We start from the raw sequence: 22,619 nt of genomic DNA, 5'->3' as shown, positions 1-22,619 counted from the left end.
GATGGGTTTCCTTAATGTTAGGAGTGAAAGATACATTGGTTAATAAAGTGTTAACGATTATTTCCATTCAGGATGAATATTTGTCGATGGTCTCAAAACAGATGACAGAGATTGCCGGTGATTTAATCAAGATTCGTCCTATATCCATAAAAAACTTGGCGAGAGAAACGATTTCGGAAGGTGATATCGTTTTATTAGGTGCCAGCTTCATTCTTCCGCTTGTCCGGCCTTTCTTGCCAAAAGGGGTAAGATGCATCGAAGCGAAGCGAGGCCTGAACTTTGTAAACATAAAAAAACTACTTTTTGCGCCTCAAGGAAAGAATATTTTAGTTGTAAACGATACGGAGCATACCACGCTGGAAACAATTCAAGCGCTTCGGGAGACAGTGTTTGAGCATAATTATTTCGCATATGCTCCAGATACCCCGATTCCGGAGCAAATCGATTACATCATTACCCCTGGAGAGATGCAGCTTGTTCCGGAGGGGGACATGAAGGTAATCGATATTGGCTTTCGTGTTCTTGCTTTGGAAACCGTTTGTGAAATATTTGAGGCGTTAGAATTAGATAGTCAGCCATTCTTCCTGGCCAATCGCTATATGAAATCCCTTGTTGCATTATCCAATGGGAATCACGCTCTTAAAACAGGCGCTACTATTAGCAAATGGACCGAGTATACTGGCGGAAAAACCGCCAAGTATTTCTTTGATGACGTGATTGCTCATAGTCAAGCCATGAACGATGTTCTAAGGATTGTCAGGAAACTTGCGAAAACAAGTGAGCCAGTCCATATTTTTGGAGAAACGGGTGCGGGCAAAAGGATGCTTGCACAGGCGATACATAACGATTCTCCGGTAAAAATGGGGCCCTACCTCCATATCAATTGTGCGGCACGATCATCAGACGTGCTGGAAAGGGAATTGTTTGGTACAGAATCGGGTGGGCAGACTTCTCCAGGCTTATTCGAATTGGCTAATGGCGGAACCTTGTGTTTGGAAGAAATTGATGAATTACCTGTTTCCTTGCAAGCCAGACTCCTGCAAGTGCTTGAGGAAGGTCAAATTATTAGAATCAATGGGCATATTCCGATTCCTATTCAGGTAAGAATCATTACGACAAGCGATGCCGATCTCTCCTTATTGGCGGATGATGGAAAATTCCGCAGGGATCTATTTTATTATCTGGCTGCTTTAACCTGCAAAGTTCCGTCCTTGTCAGAGCGCGAGGAGGATTTTGAGCCCCTTATTCAAACGTATCTGCAGTCCCATTTACATAGGGATGATTTGGTTATTCCGCCTGATATGATTAAGCTGCTGCGACAATATCCTTGGCCAGGGAATGTAATAGAATTGTTTAATGCCCTCTCATATATGGCCTGTTTGGAAGAAAAAGAAATCACTTTAGAATTATTACCCTTCTATATAAAGGGGAGGCTTCAAAAAGCGGCTGTTGATTCTTCCCTACCGCAAGAAATGGATGAAAGTGAATTAAATGAATTGTTTATGAGTATTGAAGAGCACGGTTTCTTGGAGGAAAGCCTAGCGATCCTTGAAGTTTATGATGAAGGGAAGAAACAGCATACATCTTATGGCCGTGCTATGGTGCAGAAAAGGCTTGAGGAAAAAGATGTGACTCTTTCCGAACAGCAGTTAAGAACACGGCTGGATGCCCTTAACCAATTAGAATTATTGAATGTACGTCAAGGACGTTCTGGAACAACGATATCGAGAAAAGGGGAGTTGTTCCTTCAAACGCTTCGGATGAAAAAATAAATGTCCAAAGCTAACGAGCAGAAAGATGTTTTGGTGGTGTAGATGATGAATAGAGTCCGGATTCGTGACCTTGGTATAAACATTGGAAGATACAAAACTGGAACTTATAATGCGATTACAGATATCGCTGGAGTTATGGTCGGGCATACGACCCTTTCCTATAAGGGTGCAGAAAATCGAATGGTTCAAACGGGAGTAACAGCCATACTTCCGCATTCGGGCAATTTGTTTCAAGAAAAGGTATTGGGGAGTTCCTATGTGATCAATGGATTTGGCAAGACTGTGGGGACCATTCAACTGCAGGAGCTTGGCGTAGTAGAAAGTCCCATTCTTTTAACCAATACATTTTCTGTTCCGGCGGTCTTGGAAGGTACCATCCGTTATCTCCTCGACCAAAATCCCCAAATTGGTGATACAACTGGTACGGTAAATGTAGTCGTTGGAGAATGCAATGATGGTTACCTTAATGATATTCGCGGATTACATGTCAGACCGGAACATGCCTATCAAGCGATTCAATCTGCCAAATCTGGAATAGTGGAAGAAGGCTGTGTCGGGGCAGGAACCGGAATGTCTTGTCTAGGTTTCAAGGGAGGCGTTGGAACAAGCTCGAGAGTCGCTTCCTTTGGAGAACAGTCCTATACCGTTGGTGCGTTGGTGGTTAGCAATTTCGGCGAAGAGAAGGATTTGCGCATTCCTGGAGGCGGCTGGTTGCACCGTTCAGGGGAAGAAGAAAAAATGCCCGATGGATCAATTATGATCATTCTCGCAACGGATGCACCACTCAATGAGAGACAACTTGGCCGATTAGCTAAACGATCTACATTCGGACTTAGCCGAACGGGTTCATATGGGGCTCACGGAAGTGGTGATATCGTTATCGCATTCTCTACAGCGCATCGGGTCCCTCATGAACCAGATCAAGAAACGATCTCGTATTCATTTATGAGAGAGGACGGCAAATGGATTTCCCAACTATTTGAGATGACGGTTGAGGCAGTGGAAGAAGCGATTTGGAATTCTATTTGCATGGCGACCACAACAGAAGGAAATAAGGGAAGAGTTCGAGAGGCGGTTCCTTACCATATTTTATTGGAATCCACTCATAAAGGAGAGGTTTTGAAATGATTTCGGCTTATTTTAATGGAAAATTTGTTGAACCAAATGAGTCCGTCGTTCCTATTGATGAGAGAGGTCATCAATTTGGTGACGGTGTTTATGAGGTTATTAGAATTTATGACGGAAAACCCTTCATGATGGATGAGCATCTGGATCGATTGTATCAAAGTGCTGCTGCGATCAAATTACGTATTGAACCTAATCGGGAGGCCTTCAAAAACTCTATGTTGGAGTTGGTAGAAAGAAGTGGTTTAACGAATCTCGACCTTTATGTACAGGTGACAAGAGGAATGGCACCAAGAAATCATCTATTCCCGGAATGCCCCGTATCTGTTTCGATGACTGCTAAACCATTTCGAATCATACCAGTTGGGGATAAAGGAGCAAGTGTCATTTTGCATCCTGATGAGCGTTGGGCAAACTGCTACATTAAATCGTTGAACCTGCTACCTAACATTCTGGCCAAGCAGGTGGCGTATGAAAAAGGCTACTTGGAAGCGATTCTGGTGCGAGATGGTAAAGTGACCGAGGGAACAAGCTCCAATGCATACATTGTAAAAGATTCCTCAATCATCACTACACCACTCTCCAAACATATTTTATCCGGAATTACGAGAATGGCAGTGAAAAACTTGGCAGAGCTTCTCAGAATTCCATTTGTAGAAAAACAGTTTACACCGGATGAAATGATCCAAGCTGATGAAGTATTCATAACAAGTACAACATTAGAAATCACACCAATCATACGCGTGGACGACAAACAAATCAATGATGGTACGCCTGGTCCGGTTACAAAGGCATTGAAGGAACAATTCAAGCAGATCATCTAAATAGGCTGAGCCCGATTTTGTCGAATGATATTTGAATAGAAAGACAGGGTGTAAAGGTATCCCTGTCTTTTTACATATTTTTGGAGTGCATAGGGGATGATTATTTTAAAAAGGATTGTCTCATTAATGGAGGTCAGTTTATGGAGAAAGGTAACCAGGTGAAGCTTACATCAGCAGAGATTACAGCTCTTTGGACATCGTATATCAATGATAGTGCTATTTCATGTAAGTTAACATACTTTTTAGCCAAAGTGGAGGATGAAGAGATCAGGCCCCTAATGCAAAAGGCTCTCGAAATTGCTCAAGGAAATGTAACGACTTTAACTGAAATTTTCAACAAAGAAAATTATCCTATTCCCTACGGATTTAAACTGAACGAGGACGTAGATGCACCCGCTCCGAGATTGTACTCAGACTCCTATATGTTGGATTACCTCCATCAAGCATCACAAATTGCCCTGCAAGGATACAGTATCAATCTGTCCATATCCGTCAGGGCAGATATCTATAGTTATTTTAACGAGTGTATTTCACAATTGACTTCATTTATGAGAGAGGTAAAGGAGCTTTTGTTATCTAAAGGCCTATATATTCGGTCCCCGTATATACCTGCACCAGAGGATATTGATTTTGTTAAAAGGGAAAGCTTCTTAAGAGGATTTTTTGGTGATAAGAGACCTTTAGTTGGAACAGAAATTACCAACCTCTTTGTTAATTTCCAAAGAAATGCTTTTGGGGTCGCTACTCTCATAGGATTTAGTCAAGTTGCCCAGTCAAAAGAAGTGGCTGAGTTTTTAGAAAGAGGAGTGAAAATTGCTAAAAAGCAATGTGAAATTTTCAGTTCTATCCTGAAGGAAGACAACCTTCCTGTGTCGATGGCATGGGATCCAGGTGTAACAAAGTCAACCGCTTTTACCTTTTCAGATAAACTGATGATGTTTTATACAACGTCCCTTATTGCCCTAAGTATTGGGTTTTATGGGACAAGTATGGCCATGAGTCCAAGGCGGGATATCAGTCTGCATTATGTCAGACTTACTGCCGAAATAGCAACGTTTGCAGAGGATGGAGCTAACATCATGATTAAACACGGATGGTTAGAACAGCCCCCGATGGCACCGGAGAGATAGGGGCTATAGGGATCTGGATCGTCGGAAAATGAGCGTTTGCGAAATAAAAGATGTATCTAGTATTCCTCTACTTGGATGTTTTCGTGGATTTTGGGACTTAACGTCGAAGTAGAACCCGTCTACTTGGACGTTAGAGTGAATATTAGGTACGAACGTCGAAGTAGAAGCTGTCTACTTGGATGTTAGAGTGAATATTAGGTACGAACGTCGAAGTAGAACCCGTCTACTTTGATGTTAGAGTGAATATTAGGTACGAACGTCGAAGTAGAACCCGTCTACTTGGATGTTAGAGTGAATATTAGGCACGAATGTCGAAGTAGAACCCGTCTACTTGGATGTTAGAGTGAATATTAGGTACGAACGTCGAAGTAGAACCCGTCTACTTGGATGTTAGAGTGAATTTTAGGTACGAATGTCTAAGTAGAACCCGTCTACGTAGGGGTTTCATGATCTTTCAAGCCCAAATCCCGATGTAGAAACACTCTACGACCCACTTCCCTCCAATTGCGGCATAGTTCATGAAGATGGAGTAACCATAACCGTCCCCTGGCTTCACGCGCATTAAAAAAGACTCCTCATCAAAAGGAGTCTTTCCATTAAGGGATTGATTCTTTGTGTTGCTCAAGATAGTGGTCATACATTTCTAACTTCTCCAGAATGCTGTGCTTGTACGCTAATAATGCTTTTTTGACGACGTGGTTATGATGGTCGTAACTTAGCTCCTTCTCACACTCAGCCAATTCCTTGCTTTTCACTAATGTAAGCTCATTAAAAATACTTCTTAATTCTCTCCCCATTTTAGCCCGCTCCTTTTGCAACCTATAAAACTATTTCTATAACCTTAGTATGGACAAATTTTTCATAGATTATACGTGGGTGGCAGGTATGCCCTGGGTTTTTAGAGATATTGGGAATGAACGGTTTCTACTTTTTTATAGGGGAAAATTGTATGGAATTGCCACCATAGTTTCGCCTGCACATGTTTCATCACTATTATTAAGGTTATTACTATAGATAACGGAAAAATTAGAAATAATGGAGTAATGGGTGATGACGGATGAAGATTGCCATAATCAAACAAGTATTACAATCCAATAGTGCTGCTTTTATCCTTTCTTCCTTGTCCATTTTATGTATAAACTGGCTCATCAAATGGGCGTCTGTTTCTTTTACGAAAAGGAATGGCACTTTGGGATATCGGTTTCTGCCGATTCTAACATCGATTACCAATTGGATGACGATCTATGGTTTGATTCTCGTCTTTTTATATTGTTTTTATGATACCAAATGGCTGTTTACGAGGCTGTATTCACAAAATGGGGTCGGGGTTACTCCCTTTCTGTTGATTGTGTCCTTTATGATTGTCACATTGGCACACCATTTCATTAAGCTTGTGATCACGTATGTGTTGTCACCGCTTTATCAGCATTATCAGTTGGATAAAGGGCGCGCCTATACGGTCAACCAAATGATTTATTATACGGTCATGATTGCCGCATTGGCGGTCAGTCTTACAAGTGTCGGACTTGATTTTACCGCGGTGGGTGCCATACTGGGTGTACTTGGAATTGGAATCGGTTTTGGGATGCGAAATATCGCAGGTAATTTTGTATCCGGGATTATTATGTTGTTTGAAAGACCTTTTGAGGTGGGGGATACAATTGAAATGGACGATAAAATCGGGCGGGTCGAGGAAATTCGGCTGCGTTCCACTATCATTCGGACAGTAAAGGAAGGCGTCTTAATTGTTCCGAACCAAACCTTTATTGAACAAGTTATTAAAAACCGCTCGGATGCGGAAATGATGGCTGCGGTTAATATAAGCGTAGTGTATGGTACGGATCCAGATAAAGTAGTTCAATTACTTCAGGAGGCAATAGAGCAAATTAAGCCATTCTCAAAGGGGGTCTTGCCAAAACCGGAACCGGAGATCCGCTTCATTAACTTCCTCATCAATGGCATGGAATTTTTTATTGAAATTCCGGTATTAAATTTTGAAATAAAAGAGCAGGTGGAAAGCCATCTGCGTCATGCCATTATGAAAGTCTTTTTGAACCATAACATTCTGCTTGCCTCTCCGGCTAGTCCCCCTGCACCCAGCCGGCCTGAAAAATCTGTTTAAAAAAAAGAACTCCATGGAGCAGTTATGAAAGGTGACAACCAAGAAAGAAGCATATAAACTGTTAAGAGAGTATTCAATAATAACAATGAAGCAAGGGCCCCAGTACTCTTGCTTCCTTCTATATTTCTAGAAGGGGGGGCCCGTGCTTTTTCAACTGGAGGTTAATTATGTACAACAATGAGCCGATTTTTTTACATCCTGTGTTACAGGAGAGGATTTGGGGCGGGCAGAAGCTAAGAACTGAGTTCCATTATGAGATTCCGAGCGATAAGACCGGTGAGGCATGGGTGATTTCTGCGCATCCGAACGGTCCAAGCATGATTACCAATGGTCCGCTTGCGGGAAAAACATTAGCCGATGCCTGGAATGAACATAAGGAGCTTTTTAATAAAAAGGCTGATGAACAAGGAGAGTATCCATTACTTGTGAAAATTTTGGATGCAGCTGATGATTTATCCGTTCAAGTTCACCCAAATGATCAATTTGCCCGTGAAGTGGAAGGTGTTCCATATGGAAAAACCGAATGCTGGTACGTGCTAAGCGCCGAAGAAGGAGCAGAGCTTGTGTTAGGTCATTATGCTCAGACTGAAGAGGAATTGGCGAAGATGATTGATCAAGGTCAATGGGACAAGCTTTTAAGACGCGTTAAAGTGAAGGCAGGCGATTTTGTCTATGTTCCAAGCGGTACGATTCATGCGATTGGAAAAGGGATCGTGATTCTTGAAACGCAGCAAAGTTCTGATATTACCTACCGTGTGTATGACTATGGCAGGAAAGACGCAGCAGGCAATACACGGGAATTACATCTTGAACGATCTAAACAGGTGACAACCGTTCCGCATCAGGATGCCGCAGTTGAGCAGACTGAAAAGGTGAATGGTGGTTTAGCAGAAAAGAAATTGGTTGAGGAGCAGTATTTTACTGTATATCATTGGCAATTGAATGGACAGGCTGATTGTGAAATGAACGCTGATTACTTGCAGGTAAGCGTTATTGAAGGACAAGCTGCTCTTATCATGGATGGACAATCTTTTGAGCTGAAGAAGGGTACCCATTTTATCCTGCCGCAGGGTGTTCGGGAGTTTAAGTTACAAGGTAATGCTGAGTTTATTGTTTCGCATGAATAACAATTAGAAAAGACCCTAGGCAGCTAGGGTCTTATTATTTCAGGTACCTTTACCCATATGTTTAGGAGCAGTAGAACACTCCACTTGTTTCAATACCCCTGAGTTACCTGTTTACTTTAGGGCTGCTATTTCATTTTTCAATTCCTCAATCATGCTTAGAAGCTCTTCAGCATATTCTTGGGATATCTTTTTACCGGATTGCGCTTTAACTTGGTTCCCAAGAGCATGTAACCCATCCACTACTTTCTGTCTATCGGCTTGATGTTTCTGGATATGATCCACTTTGGCAAGCAAACTGTTTACTATCCCGTGATTTGCAATCAAGCCTTGCTCATAAGCTGTTTTTATGTCCTCATCTAAGCTGTTTATTCCTGCTTCAATAAATGTTTCTTTTTGTACAAGGCCTGTTATCGCTTTTGCCAGGCTTTCACTTGCTGCATTTACTTCATCCTGCGTTGCTTTCTCGTCGGCTAGAACCTCATTCGCCTTTTCTAAAGCAAGAACAAATAAATCCCAGCTTTTAACTGTATAGTCGGACTCTATTTTCTTATTTGCCTCTGCTGCTGTCTTTTCTAAGGTTGATTTATCTACTTTTGGCTTTTCGTATTTCGGTGGTAATACCACATCACCCTCTAGACCCATCACTTCAAACTCATAAATACGCGCGGCCCTATCGTCCCCTTGGGTTGGTTTATCAACGATTAGGCGAACATAACGGCCTTTTGTAGCAGGGACTTGATCCTTAGTAATCCCGCTCTTATTGCCAGTAACTTTGACTAACTCTTTGAAATTTACACCATCTTCACTGATTAGGACACGGTATGCGGAAGTATTACTGCCTAATGGCTCGCCGCCTTCTTCAGCGTGCTTCATCACAATCTCACTGACTAAATTTATGCCTCCTAAATCAACCGTTAACTGGTGTGTCCCAGAACCATTACCACACCATTTTGTATTCAATTTCCCATCAACGGCATATTGAGGCCGTTCCGATGGAGCGCAGGAACTAGAAGCGGCAGCTGCCTTACCAAGTGCGAGATTGATTGTATCCTTTTTAGCTAGATTGGAAACTGTTATTACATTTTCTTTAATCACTTCAGATTGACCAAGAGGGTTTTTTCCCACAAGCTTAACGGTATACAGCCCCTCTTTTTCATAAACAACGGTTGGATTTGGTTCTATACTTTTCTCGACCTTCGCCCCTTCAAACGTCCATTCTATTTCTTCCGTTGTCATTGAACTCGTATTTTGGAACTTTATTTCTTCTCCCGGTGCAACGAAAGTTTTGGACACGTCAAAGGAAGCCGCGGGTAATGGGTCGTATTCAAGGGCCTCCTTGATAAAGGCTAGAGCCGTTTCTTCAGAGACTCTATTGCCACCATTAAGGGCAGGTAAGTTGGCTTCAATCTTTTTCTTTAATTCATTGTATTTCTCTGTCTCTGTATTTCTCTTAGCTAAAACCATTTCTAACGCTAATTGATCGTTTTCTCCCAATAGTTTTAGTTTGTTTAAACTTGCTAAAGCTTCACTTAGGATCTCTGGCGGCAATTCTTCCTTTAACGTGTTTGCTGCTTGGACCATCTCAGCAAACTCTTTCGTTAATAGATTGATTTCCAGTGTTGTATCTTGTCTTTTGGATAGTTTTAACCAAAATTGATCCATCGTCTTTCGTACATTGACAGCATCTCCACGGCCTATACTCCAAGAACCAGTCATACGTGATGAGTGGTTAGCAAAAGTTTTCATCTCAGGGGCAAGATCGTTAAATAGGAGTTCGATGGAACGATTCCATGACCAATCAGAATCATAGTTTGAAGTATTCCAAGAATAATCGGCTCCTGTTGCCAAGCTGATTTTAGAAAGATCTGCATGTTCCATTGGGTTCATGGTGAAAAAATCAAGTTTTCCTTCCAGGCTATTATCGATATTAACGATCGGACCAAGGGCGAGCTTAGATCTCAAATAATCGGAAACCGGATAATTCCACCAAACGCCAATTCGGTCCCCATATACTTCGCGCATAAATTCAACATTTTCTAACGGAAGTGCTTCTGAAACAACAGCCTGACCGGTCCACATGACCTTTACATCTTTATTAAGTGTCTCTGAGAACGCCTTCGTATAAGTGCTTAAATTACCGATTTCGCCCATTGCATGTGTATCATACTCTGTTGGAACGGTGATAAGTGGCGTCACATCTGTCTTTGTTTTAATAAATTCTTCGTTAAAACGATTTAATAGGTTTGCTTGTTTAGCCCCTTGTTTATTGCCAATATCATCAAACAGGATGGCAAAGCTGCGCACGCCCATGTCATATAGCGATTCGCTTTTCGTCAGCAGTGCTTGAAAATCGTCTTCCCCGCTTTGACCATCAAAGCGAATATCGATACCTGGGGAAAGAGCAAACACAAAATCAACTTTGTTTCTCTTTGCGGCAGTAATTAATTCTTCCATACGTTTCATCTCATTTTCCGGATAGGGAACACGCCATTTTTCCCGATGATAGGGATCGTCCTTAGGGGCATAGATGTACGTATTCAGTTTATAATCTCCATAGAACTCTATTTGATCCAGGCGGTCATTGTGACTCCATGGTTTCCCGTAAAAACCCTCAACGATCCCTCTGACGCTCATTGATGGTTCATCCGTAATCATTACATTATTCATTTCAATGGTGTTATCCTTTTTTTCAGCAAGCTGAAGGAGGGTTTTTACACCGTAAAAGGTGCCGTCCCCATCTTTTCCTTTGACAAAGATGGTGCCGCCTTTACTCATTTCATTTTTTTCAGAGTTAACCGCCAAGGTGTAACCCTCCGCTTTTAATTCTGTATCATTCGGCAACCCGAGCTGATTTTCCAAACTCTTTAGCTCCGGGTTGAGTTTATCTTCTTCCCCTAAAGCGATCGTGGTAGATTTGCTATCAAATTCTTCATTGATTTCAATCGTATTTGCTTTTAAAAATTCCGTTAAAATATGTAAGGCATCTTGGTCGGCCGCTTCTTCTCCGATAATATTTACACGGTTGCTTACTTGTAGAGACCCGTTTTTAATATCTACCTTCTGAGGCATTGGAACCAGCTTACTGCTTATAGTATTTGCGGGAGAATCATATATCGCATAAACATCAGATTGATTGCCAAGGGTTAAGCTGCATGTCATTCCCAAGGATAAAAATGAGCAGGCTATTTTCTTCCACATAGTGAAAACTCCTTTTCCTCTTTTTTAGGTGGTACTCCGATTTGTTACAAATTATTTAACAGCGCTTTCACACCTCCTCAAATTAGAACTTGGTCACATACTTCCGTGCGAAATTCTACGCTGAAAATTAAAAAAGGCATGGGGTGACAAAGGATATACATCCTATCAATCTACCACCATGCCTAATCGAATTAGTAACATGTGACGCATATGAAATTATGTATACGATATCATAGCGATTTTGGGTAGTCAATTGATTTGGAAAATTGTGACTATTATCCTATAAGCTTTCTACAATATATATTATAGAAGAGATTGCTTTTGTATAATTACCTATTTTCAAAAAATGGTATTTTGGACCCTATGCACCTTAAACCCTTTTGTCTATAATACGCGGTATAGGGTGAATATCATTCGCATGTTACTGACGTGATCAGGCAGGGCGACACTATGTTAGGGGATTTCCTCCAGCATGGTGTTGTCCTGCTTTTTTTTATAGAGACCATGAAAGCGATTTTGTAAAACATGTGGTTCGTCCTTGGTCCATTAAAATCATAGAAGAAGAGGTGGAAAAGGTGGTAAAAAGAAAAGCATTAAAGGCCGTTGTTTCAGCATGTTTGGTATCCGGGTTATTCGTTCCACTGAATACTCCAAAAATAGGGTTAGCAAAGGCGAGTACAGCCTACGAATTGACTGTCTCCCCTGTCCCGAAATCGTTAGTACATACAGATAAAGGCTTTCCGCTCAATCCAAAAGTGGGCTTGGTTACTGAAACAGGAACTGATCCTGCAGCGATTGCTGAACTGAAGCAAGCCCTGAAGAAAGCAGGCGTAACCACCATTGTAGAGAGTGATATCAAGAACCCGAAACTCCAGGCACCTGTCATTATTTGGCTGGGGGAATTTTCCGACCCAGACGAGTTGCAAACCATTCAGCAGCATACTGGCCTAAAGGATTTGGAAATGACAAAAGAGGAAGGGTATATTGTCACCTCCAAGCACGGCACGAAGGAAAAGAAACATATTGTTATTTCCGGACATGATGAGGCAGGAACGTATTACGGGACGCAAACCTTCGAACAAATCATTGTCGAACGGGAAGGAACGGATTGGATTCCTGAAGTGGAAATTAAGGACTGGCCTACGATGCCAATCAGGGGTTCCATTGAGGGCTTCTATGGGGATCCATGGTCACATGAGGATCGCTTACGTCAGTTAGAATTTTACGGCGAGCATAAGATGAACAGCTATATTTATGCCCCCAAGGATGACCTATACCATCGGGAAAAATGGAGGGAACCGTATCCTGCAGATAAACTAGCTGAGCTTGCAGAACTCATCAAAACAGCGCAGGAAAACCATGTTACTTTTACGTTTGCCATTTCTCCGGGGAATACGATTACCTATTCCAGTGAGGCAGATCTAAATGCCTTGGTCGATAAGGCCCAAGCTATGTGGGATCTTGGAGTAAGATCGTTTGCCTTATTCCTCGACGATATTGACCCGAACCTCCGAGCCCCGGAAGACAAGGCCAAGTTTGGCAGCGATCCAAACCCTTCGGCAGCGGCACAGGCGTATCTATTAAATCGTTTTACAGAAAAATTTATCAATACCCATGAGGGGGCCGAGCGGTTGATCACGGTTCCGACGGATTATACCGGAAACGGGCCATCTCCTTACCGTGACCGGTTTGCCGAATTACTCGACAAGGATACAGTTGTTATGTGGACTGGCCAAAAGGTAGTCTCCGAACAGGTCACTGCCGAAGAAGCTGAGGAGGTTCACGGAGTATTTAAACACGATATGTTATTATGGGACAATTATCCAGTAAATGATTATGACCGGAATAGCTTGTTCCTTGGTCCCGTTGTTGGCCGGGATGCTAATTTATCCGAGTTTGGAGTCTTAGGGCTATCAGCGAATCCAATGAATGAAGCAGAGGCTTCTAAGCTTCCGTTGTTCACGGTTGCCGACTATACGTGGAACCCGGAAGCCTATGACCCGGCTGATTCATGGAAACGCAGTATTCAAGCATTTGGCGGACAAGCCGCCGAAACGCTAAAAACTGTTGCCGAGAATATGTATTCTTCACCGATTAATACCACGGAATCTCTTACCTTAACGCCATTGATTGATGCGTTCTGGAAGGCTTATGTGGCTGGTGATGCGGATCAAGCGGCAGACCAGTTAATCGCTGAATTCAAAAAGTTCCAACAGGCACCTGCTAAACTTCAGCAGGAAATGGATAATAAAAAGTTCCTTCAGGAAATGGAGCCTTATTTAGAAAAATTAAGCATCTATGGTAAGGCGGGGGAAACGGCCGTTCAATATGTGATGGCACAGAAAAAGGGCCAAACCGACCAGGCTGCTGCCTATCAAAAACAGTTAATTGCCTTGTTTAATCAATCCGAACAGATTCCGCAAAAGGTCGGGCAAGGTGTCATCAAACCATTCTTAATTAAGAGTGCCTTGGCGGTACCGCCATTGGAACTTACGTTGCAGCCAGTTATGGACCAATTTTGGCAAGCCTATGATGGCGAGGGCGGCAGCCAAGAAGCCGAGCAGTTAATCGCTGAATTTAATAGACTGCAGCAAATTCCAGGTACGATTCGCAAAGACATTGATGATGAAGCATTTTTAACCGCCATTGATCCTTATCTGCAGAACCTTACTGTCTATGGTGGTGCTGGAGAGGTTGCTGTCCAGTATCTGATGGCACAGAAAGCTGGCCAGTCTGATGAGGCCAATTCTTATAAAAATCGTTTAAAAACAGCCATGATGCAGGCGTATCAGCTTCCACAGGAAATTGGCAAAGAGGTTATTAAGCCGTTCTTAATCAAAAGCATGTGGCAAGACCTTGATGTGATCGACTATCGAATGTTAGATGGGGTGAATAAATCTCGTGGAGCCGGTCAGCTGATTCAGTACACGCCGGCATATGGAGAGACAACCCGAACAAATCCATGGGGATATGAAATTACGGTAGCCGATGGAAAAGTTGTGAAAAGAGGGGGGAATAATTCTACCATTCCGAAAAACGGATATGTTCTAAGCATTCATGCAAATGACTGGCTGCGAGACAATACTACCATCGGCACTACCATTCAAATTGAAAACGGTGTCGTTCTGGTAATATCCCCGGAAAAGACAAACTAGCAACCAAGTTCATTCATGAATAACAAGCCAAAAAAGGCCCTAGGAAACTAGGGTCTTAAGCAGGTTAAATGAGCAAAGTGTGGACCACTGGCAGTTGAACGGACAGGTTAATAGTAATAGGAAGAAGACCCTAGGAAACTAGGGTCCTTTTGGTGTCAGGCACCTTTTCAATTAGAAACATAAGGATTGTCTCATGCTCCCTAAAGTGGAAATTTCAATGAATAAATTATAGAAATAGTGGAAAAACCTTATCACATGTTTCTAGTTCATTGACGGAGATTACGGGCCGGAATATTGTAGGAGGAAAGCAGATTGGTAGAATATTTTGGAAAATGAGAGCGCTATCTAAAAATTGGGGTGTCATGGGTATAAAGAAGGAAGCTCGCTCTAAAAAAGCTTCAATATAAAAATATTAAAGGTGGGGAGATGGAAAATGATTGATTTGAAAAAGAACCATTTGTTGATGGCTGCCTTTTTCGGCTTGTGTTTCATCCTGTTATGGCCAAATGCAAGTCTCGCTAAACAGCCGGAATCATCCTACTGGTATCCTGAACAACTATTAAACTGGACGCCGGAGAAGGATCCTAATGCTGTGTTTAACCGCAGCCAGATCCCATTAGCTAAACGGGAAGTGTTATACAAGGTCAATGACCACGCACAATCTGATGCGAAAGTAGTAGCTTTGTCTGCCTTAAACCCTACTACGAGCGGGGTGCCTTCTCAAGGCGGGAAGGATTTTTATGCCAATACCTTCAGTTATTGGCAGTACGTTGATCTTATGGTGTATTGGGCAGGCTCTGCCGGTGAAGGTATTATTGTGCCGCCTAGTGCGGACGTCATTGACGCTGCCCATAAAAATGGCGTACCGATTTTAGGAAACGTTTTCTTCCCTCCGACTGTTTATGGCGGGAAGGCAGAATGGGTCAACCAAATGCTGACCCAGCGGGAGGATGGAACCTTCCCGGCAGCGGACAAATTGCTTGAAGCGGCAAACTATTATGGGTTTGACGGCTGGTTCATAAACCAGGAAACCGAAGGCGGGAACGTCCAGACTGCTGAAAAAATGCAGGAATTCCTTGAATATCTTCAAAAACATAAACCGCAAGATATGCAAATCATGTGGTACGATTCGATGACGAAGGATGGCCGAATTAATTGGCAAAATGCGTTAACGGATAAAAATAGCAGTTTTTTACAGGACGGCAACAAGCGTGTCTCCGACAGTATGTTTTTAAACTTCTGGTGGCGCGATCAGCAGTCTTCTGCCGCTAAAGCACAGGAACTAGGCAGAAGCCCGTATGACTTGTTTACCGGGATTGATGTGGAAGCGAATGGAACAAACACAACTATTCCTTGGCAGGGAATCTTTCCAGAGGGTAAAGCACCCCTAACTTCTTTAGGAATTTATCGTCCGGACTGGGCTTTCAAAACAGCGGAAACCATGGAACAGTTTTACCAGAAGGAAAATGAATTCTGGGTTGGCAAGTCTGGAAATCCTGCGTCCACCAATGAGAACGGTAGGTGGAAAGGAATGGCCCATTATTTCACGGCCAAAACGGCTGTCGAGGAACTTCCTTTTGTCACTCATTTTAATACCGGCAGCGGTAAGTTCTTTGCAGTAGATGGACAGACGGTAAGTGAACAGTCATGGAATAACCGCAGCCTGCAGGATCTTCTGCCGACCTGGCGCTGGCTGAAAGAGGGCGGACAGGCGGTTGACGTTGATTTTGATTGGGAAACTTCTTATTACGGCGGAAGCTCCTTAAAGCTTTCAGGTGCCATTGATGCAAACAATCCAACACAGATTAAGCTTTATAAAACCAACCTGCCGATTCAAAAGGATACGGAAATCGCCCTGACTTATAAAACAGATTTGAAAAAGCCAAACATGAAGCTTGGGGTCAGCTTCACCGACAATCCTGACCAATTTGTCTTTTTCGATGTGAAAAAGCAAAGTCATCAGCAATGGATGACCGATTCGTTTAAATTGAAAAAATACAGTGATAAAAACATCGCAGCCATCTCGCTTTTAGTGGAAAGTGACAGCGGGGTGAAGGACTTTACGACAAATATTGGTGAAATCAAGGTTAATAACAAACAAGAGAAGCACAACAAGGTCCAAGCACCAAAGCAAGGTAAGGTAAGTAATACTGAGTTTAACAAAGGAATCTATGCAGATGTGGCTCTTGCTTGGGAACCGGCTAATTCCGATGTAAGCCACTATGAAATTTACCGGACGCTGCCAAACCACGAAAAAGAGTTTGTCGGTGCCACGCCTAATCATGTGTATTACCTTTCCAATCTAAGACGAAACGGAAAGGAAAGCAGTACCGATTTGGAAATTGTTGCCGTGAACAAAGAGTTTAAACGAAGCGAGCCTGCAGCTGTAACGTTCGACTGGCCGTCCTATCCAAAGCCTGAAGCGGATTTCCGCGCAGATCAAACGGTAGCTGCACCTGGGGATAAGATCCAATTTTTCGATACGTCCTCTGAGGTAACGGAAGCAGTGGAATGGCATTTTGAAGGCGGTACACCGTCTGTGAGCAATGAGAAAAACCCAGTTGTCACCTATGAAAAAGAAGGCGTCTACCCTGTTACCTTGATTGCGAAAAACAGTGAGGGTGAAAGTATCCTGACTAAAGAAGCGATGATTACCATTTCTGCAGCAGCCAAGGATATTAAAAATGTTGCGTTGAATAAGATGGCCATTGCGAGCGGACAATGTGCTCCGAGTGAAGCGGCACAATATGCTTTGGATGGAAACGTAAAAAGTAAATGGTGCGCCTTAGGAGATGCTCCTCATTGGCTAAAGGTTGATCTTGGCGGTCAATATTCGATTGCAAAATTCGTTATTCACCATGCCCAGGCCGGCGGGGAACCGGGTGCCTTTAATACCCAGGCATTCAGAATTGAAGTAAGTACGGACGGAGAAAACTGGACAGAGGCAGTGAAAGTAACAGATAATTCAGCGGCTGTCTCAGAACATAGCATCACCTTAACCAATGCACGCTTTGTCCGATTATGGACGGACAAGCCAACCCAAGGCGGCGACCAAGCTGCACGAATCTATGAATTTGAGGTTTATGGATTTCCAACAAAATAGAATTTGTGAAAGAGACAGGGTCGACCTGTCCCGGAGAGGAAGGATCGTATGTGGAGAAGTCGAAATAAGTTTTACAGCCGTTTGTTATCTGCTTCAGCTGCCTTCATGTTACTTAGTTCAATGGGGGCCACTGGAGCAAATGCCGAAGTGAATGGAGACGGAACAGATGTCGTGAACGAAAATTATGCGGAACACCTCAGTCTAAAGCCGCTGGCACCAGCTTTTAGAGTGGATACATTGCTGAAGTGGTCACCTGAAAATGATCCGGACGCCGAGTTAAACCGCGCCAGTGTTCCGTTGAATAAAGACCGCTTCAAAGGGGCCCAGGTGAATCCGCTTGCCAGTCCAAAGGCAGGTATAACGAATGCAGGAATTACCACTTGGAACCACGATGAGGCAAGTTCGGTCGGAAGCAATGAATTTAATGTATATGCCTTTGATAACTGGCAATTGCTAGATTCCTATATTTATTGGGCAGGAACGAATGAAGGGGTTTTTGCCATTCCAACACCGGATATCGTTGATGCAGCTCACCGCAATGGGGTTCCCGTCTATGCCACACTTGGTTTCCCGTGGGGCAGGTCAGCTGAAGGGGTTGCCGAAATCGAGAAGTTTACCAAGCAGGAGGCTGATGGAAGTTTCCCGGTGGCAGACAAAATGATTGAAATAGCAGAATACTACGGTTTTGATGGTTATTTCTTTAACCAAGAAACCTACGGAGTCAGCAAGGAAACGGCGGAACGCATGAATGAAATGATGCGCTATATCAAGCGGAATTCCAAACTACATGTAAGCTGGTACGATGCGCAGGATAATAATGGAGCGATTAACTATCAGGATTCCATCAACAGCAAGAATGATATGTATGTAAAACCTGCGGAAGATGGTGTATATGCCGTTGATGAATTCTTTTTAAACTACAACTGGACAACCAGCAAAATTAACACAACGGTTGAGACCATGAATGGACATAAGCGCAGTCCTTTTGATGCCTATGCAGGTTTTGAACTTCAAGCCAATTCGTATAATACGAAAATTAATACGGATGCCCTGCTGGATGAGAACAAGCAGCCAAAGGTTTCCATCGCGCTCTATACACCAAACTCCACCATGGGATTGGCGAAGGACCCAGCTGACTTCCATGAGAAAGAGAAAACGTTGTGGACAGGCCCTCAGGGCGACCCAACTCTTGCCGATGATTCTGCCAATTGGAAAGGGATGGCGCGCTTTGTGACGGATGCGTCTGTCATTGAGGAAATGCCGTTTACCACCAATTTTAACAGCGGGCACGGAAAACAGTATTTTGTAAATGGAAAAACCGCCAGTGAGCTTGAGTGGAATAACCGCTCCATTCAGGACATCATGCCGACTTGGCGCTGGTGGACCCGCCATGAAGGAAGCCGAATCAACGTAGCTTATGATTTTGAAAAGGCCTATAACGGCGGCAACTCCCTGAAATTCAGCGGCACACTTGATGCAGGTTCTGTCAACGACACCATGTTGTACAGCACGAAACTGGATGTAACCGATAATACAAAGGTTCGTGTGGTCTATCAAAATCCAACCGGTGCTGAGGTGTCGCTTGGTGTGGCATACGGTGAAGACTATGCACAAGATCAAATGAAATATTATCCATTGTCTAAGTCTGGTGATGGCTGGCAGACAGCAGTCGTCGATCTTGGAAAGGATGCTGGAAAAACAGCCTATGCGTTAAGCCTGAAAGTGAGCAATGCGGAAAAAATGGACAACTATTCGATCCATTTAGGCCAGCTGTCCGTCTATGATGCCAAGGCACCGGTTTTAACGAAACCTGCAGATGCGAAGATTATAGAAAAAATGCCTAGGACCGCATTTGAGGCGGAGGCCCGTCTAAGCTGGGCTGACAAAGATAATGACTTGTATTATGAGGTGTACCAAGAGAATGCTGATGGAAAGGATACACTTTTAGGGGTAACACCGAATAACTATTTCTACACGCCTAATATTACCCGGACCGTGGAAAACGCATCGAGTGATAACATGACTACATTGAAGGTTGTTCCAGTTAATCGCGATTATGTGCGCGGCGAGGCAGCTGAAATTGACTTTGACTGGGGGATGGGAACAGATGCAACAGAGGTTGAGAGCAATCCGACCTCAGCGAACGTGGCTCTAAATGCAAAGGTTACAGGTGTATCAGCAGAAAATGCTGCCGAGCCTGCAGTTAAAGCTTTAGACGGCACGGCCATTGGTAACAGTAAATGGTGTGCGGTCAATGCCAAAACTGGGTACATGACAATTGATATCGGTGAGAAGAAAACCATCCGTCGCTGGCGCGTGGAACATGCCGAATATGGCGGGGAAGCCAGCAACATGAATACCGTTGATTTTGAACTGTTTTACAAGAATGATAATGGCGAGTGGGTCAGCGCCAAAAAGATTACCGGTAATACGAAAGCGGTAACGGATATCGTCTTAGACCAGCCGGTGACCGCAAAAGAATTCAAGCTGCAAATTTACAATAGCGGAACCTCTCCATGGGGTGCGATCCGGATTTATGAATGGCAGATGTTTGAAAGTGCGGCTCTCCCACGAACAGAAAATAGCATGATGCATTTTGTGAAGGCAGAAAATAATGCCGGCGCAAACGATCAGGTTACACTTGAAAGAGTGAAGAAAGGTCAGACAGTACGCTTATATAAATCGTTGGATACGGATGTTGCTCTGGCAGAGAAGACAGTTGAAACGGATGGAACCATCACATTCGATCAGTTAGACTTTGGCAGCACGGAAGCGGGAAGAATCTATTATACGGTTCAAACCGAAGGTGAAAGAGAAAGCCTAAGATACAGCGTGGCCTATTTGAACGAAAAGGTAACCGAGGTCATTCATCAAATCAACAATCTGCCAGATGTTAACGATTTGACGCTTGCCGATAAACACATCGTCAACGATTGTAAAGTAGCCTACAATAAGCTCCATCCAACACTAAGAAAGCAAGTCACAAACTATGACCGACTCGTTCAGGCCATGGAAAAGATCCAGCAATTGAAGAAGGAATCATAGGAGCGGTTTTCCTGTTTCATCCTCTCTTCAGAATTAACAAGTAAGGGGCTAGGTCTCCGCTGCTTTTATCCAGCGGTGGCCTAGCCCCTTTTTGGACCGATTTATTATTGTGCGACCATTGGTAAAATCTTTTCCTCCAGGTTAGCTGTAAATGGCTGCAGTCTTTTCTTTGCGGGCATTGTTTTCATCGTGCCTTCTAAGAGCGGGCGATCATAGTTTAAGCTTTGCTGGCGTAATGCCGTTGCTTTTTCAAAATGATCCCTTGAGCCTGCTTTGTTGTCTGCTTCAACAGCGAGAATCGTTTTAATATACTCAATATCCGCCAGAACCAGATCACGTAATGACTGGACAAAGGGTGCGAGCTCATTTTTTAACTTTTCATTTTTGGTTTTTGCCAAAAATCCATCTGCGGCATCGGCGATTTTTTGCAGTTCGGCCATGGCTTTGGGAGCCGCGTCTTTTAACGATTCACCATTATTTACTTTAGATGTGATGGAGTCTAGCAAAGGCTTAATCTCTTCACTCTCGGACAGTTTAAGACCATTCGGGTCAGCGTCTGACATATGTTTTGCGATAGTATAAAACTCTTCCGCTGCTTCAGGCTCGAAATATTTCATGCTGTCTTCCCAGCTTTTTTGCGCATGAAATGCCTCTGTGTTCCATGCATAATCACATACAGCGAAGATAGACAGCTTTGATGCTTCTGCTTCCTGCATGGGGTTTGTCACCACACCGGCTAGATGTTGAATCCCCGGCTGGAGCATTTCCCCTCTGCCTAAAAAGACGCGCGACATATCGACATCATTTACTGGCCAGTTAAGCCAGAATAATGGATCCCTTCTGTCAACACCGTCATTCTCTAAAGTTTTAAATGTATCGATGGTTGACTGGACAATCGGCCCGCAAGTCGTTGACCCAGTCCAGAAGATTTGGATGTTTTGATCGAATCCTTTTTCATAGGCATTCAACTCGGCAGGAATCCAAGCCCAGTCGGAATTGTAGCTTGCCGGACAGTACAAGGTATCATAGACATCGCCTTTTGCTATTGCCCATTCCGAAACTGAATGCATTAAGGCAACAACATAATCATGCGGCAGGCTGCCGACATCGTCGCCCAACACACCAAATTGCCGTACACCGACAGCATATAATTGTTCAAACTTGGCAAGCATCTTATCGGTATTTTCCTCAAGCTCAAGCATCGGGTCGCCGCCTGTTTGCGAGATTTTGGCTACCTCTGTTAATGGGGAAATCGTCCAAACGAAACGGGTTTTATTTTCATTTCCAACCTGCGCCATTTCTTTAATTTCCGCTAATTTTTCAGGCGGGTAAACTTCCGCCCATTTTTCCCTGTGATACGGGTCGTCCTTTGGTGCGAATACATAAGAGGTCGCTTTAAATTGGCCGGCAAAGCGTATAAGCGACATGCGGTCTTCGTTGCTCCAAGGAATGCCGTAGTACCCCTCAATAAACCCTCTGATTTTTGTATTGGCATAATCCTGAATGGTTACATTCCGGACGACTTTGTCAGCGGCTTGCGATAAAATGGCATGTAACGATAGGACACCATAGAAGCTGGCATCTGTGTCTTTTCCCAGAATCGTAATCACATTCTTTTGAATGTCTAGTTGATACGCATCAATTTTAGAAAAATCCATGCCATCAGCGTTTACTTCTTTTGCCGCATAGGTATCGACAGGGCCGTTTGAGCCTATTGTTCCTACTAAAATATTGATTTTGTCATCAGCGGGCGTGGTCCCTTCACTCGGAGCCGGGCAGCCATTTTGTTTCAACACGGTTTCCAGCTTTTTTCTCGTAACGGAATCAATGGTATCGTCGTAGATGACTTGGATCGCCATGTCAAATTTCAATGAACCTTCATGATAGGTGACTTGATGTGGTATAGGATAGATCTCATATTCGATTTGTGCTTTTTCTTCTGCAGATGCCGCAGCAGCTGTTGTTTCAGAAACAGTTGTATTAGTCATAAGTAAATCTCCTTTATCATCTGGTAACAA

12 protein-coding genes are annotated in these 22,619 nt (G+C 43.4%); 9 read left to right on the top strand and 3 right to left on the bottom strand.

Features of this window, described 5'->3' with window-relative positions; genetic code table 11:
• The first annotated feature begins 14 nt into the window (after positions 1-14).
• From ACO1D1_RS26170 to ACO1D1_RS26155, 4 genes are all read left to right on the top strand, one after another.
• Entirely contained in the window at positions 15-1,772 is a 1,758-nt protein-coding gene (locus tag ACO1D1_RS26170; protein ID WP_423337610.1) for a sigma 54-interacting transcriptional regulator, read from the top strand.
• Positions 1,773-1,817: 45 nt separating this feature from the next.
• Entirely contained in the window at positions 1,818-2,900 is a 1,083-nt protein-coding gene (locus ACO1D1_RS26165) for a P1 family peptidase (protein ID WP_423337623.1), read from the top strand.
• A complete protein-coding gene (gene dat, locus ACO1D1_RS26160) occupies positions 2,897-3,721 on the top strand; it encodes a D-amino-acid transaminase (protein ID WP_423337609.1) in 825 nt (274 codons plus the stop codon). Before ACO1D1_RS26165 ends, dat begins: the two co-directional genes overlap by 4 nt.
• A gap of 140 nt (positions 3,722-3,861) precedes the next feature.
• Positions 3,862-4,851, top strand: a complete 990-nt coding sequence (locus ACO1D1_RS26155) for a DUF3231 family protein (protein WP_423337608.1) — start codon at positions 3,862-3,864, stop codon at positions 4,849-4,851.
• 596 nt (positions 4,852-5,447) lie between these two features.
• On the opposite strand, the gene ACO1D1_RS26150 is transcribed toward ACO1D1_RS26155, so the two are convergent.
• Entirely contained in the window at positions 5,448-5,648 is a 201-nt protein-coding gene (locus tag ACO1D1_RS26150; protein ID WP_423337607.1) for a hypothetical protein, read from the bottom strand.
• Positions 5,649-5,908: 260 nt separating this feature from the next.
• Here ACO1D1_RS26150 and ACO1D1_RS26145 point away from each other — a divergent pair, with 260 nt between their 5' ends.
• Complete coding sequence (locus ACO1D1_RS26145; RefSeq protein ID WP_423337606.1) at positions 5,909-6,973, top strand: mechanosensitive ion channel family protein; 1,065 nt, start codon at positions 5,909-5,911, stop codon at positions 6,971-6,973.
• Between the two features lie 167 nt (positions 6,974-7,140).
• Positions 7,141-8,100, top strand: coding sequence for a mannose-6-phosphate isomerase, class I (gene manA / locus ACO1D1_RS26140; protein WP_423337605.1), 960 nt, complete (start codon positions 7,141-7,143; stop codon positions 8,098-8,100).
• A 111-nt stretch (positions 8,101-8,211) separates the two neighbouring features.
• Here manA and ACO1D1_RS26135 read toward each other — a convergent pair whose 3' ends face one another.
• The gene (locus tag ACO1D1_RS26135) at positions 8,212-11,298 is read right to left on the bottom strand and encodes a beta-N-acetylglucosaminidase domain-containing protein (protein WP_423337604.1); all 3,087 of its coding nucleotides are present in this window, start codon (positions 11,296-11,298) and stop codon (positions 8,212-8,214) included.
• A gap of 575 nt (positions 11,299-11,873) precedes the next feature.
• Between ACO1D1_RS26135 and ACO1D1_RS26130 the strand changes: the two genes are divergently transcribed.
• The 3 genes from ACO1D1_RS26130 to ACO1D1_RS26120 all read left to right on the top strand — a co-directional run bounded on the left by ACO1D1_RS26130 (position 11,874) and on the right by ACO1D1_RS26120 (position 20,601).
• Complete coding sequence (locus ACO1D1_RS26130; RefSeq protein WP_423337603.1) at positions 11,874-14,453, top strand: beta-N-acetylhexosaminidase family protein; 2,580 nt, start codon at positions 11,874-11,876, stop codon at positions 14,451-14,453.
• 433 nt (positions 14,454-14,886) lie between these two features.
• On the top strand, positions 14,887-17,556 hold the full coding sequence (locus ACO1D1_RS26125; RefSeq protein WP_423337602.1) for an endo-beta-N-acetylglucosaminidase: 2,670 nt from the start codon (positions 14,887-14,889) through the stop codon (positions 17,554-17,556).
• A gap of 48 nt (positions 17,557-17,604) precedes the next feature.
• The gene (locus ACO1D1_RS26120) at positions 17,605-20,601 is read left to right on the top strand and encodes an endo-beta-N-acetylglucosaminidase (protein ID WP_423337601.1); all 2,997 of its coding nucleotides are present in this window, start codon (positions 17,605-17,607) and stop codon (positions 20,599-20,601) included.
• 104 nt (positions 20,602-20,705) lie between these two features.
• Here ACO1D1_RS26120 and ACO1D1_RS26115 read toward each other — a convergent pair whose 3' ends face one another.
• The gene (locus ACO1D1_RS26115; RefSeq protein WP_190284733.1) at positions 20,706-22,589 is read right to left on the bottom strand and encodes a beta-N-acetylglucosaminidase domain-containing protein; all 1,884 of its coding nucleotides are present in this window, start codon (positions 22,587-22,589) and stop codon (positions 20,706-20,708) included.
• Positions 22,590-22,619: the final 30 nt, after the last annotated feature.

Origin of the sequence: Neobacillus sp. 19, assembly GCF_049463095.1 — a bacterium.
Taxonomy (GTDB): domain Bacteria; phylum Bacillota; class Bacilli; order Bacillales; family Cytobacillaceae; genus Neobacillus.
The sequence above is the reverse complement of the archived record's forward strand: the minus strand, read 5'-3'. Positions and strand labels throughout refer to the sequence as shown.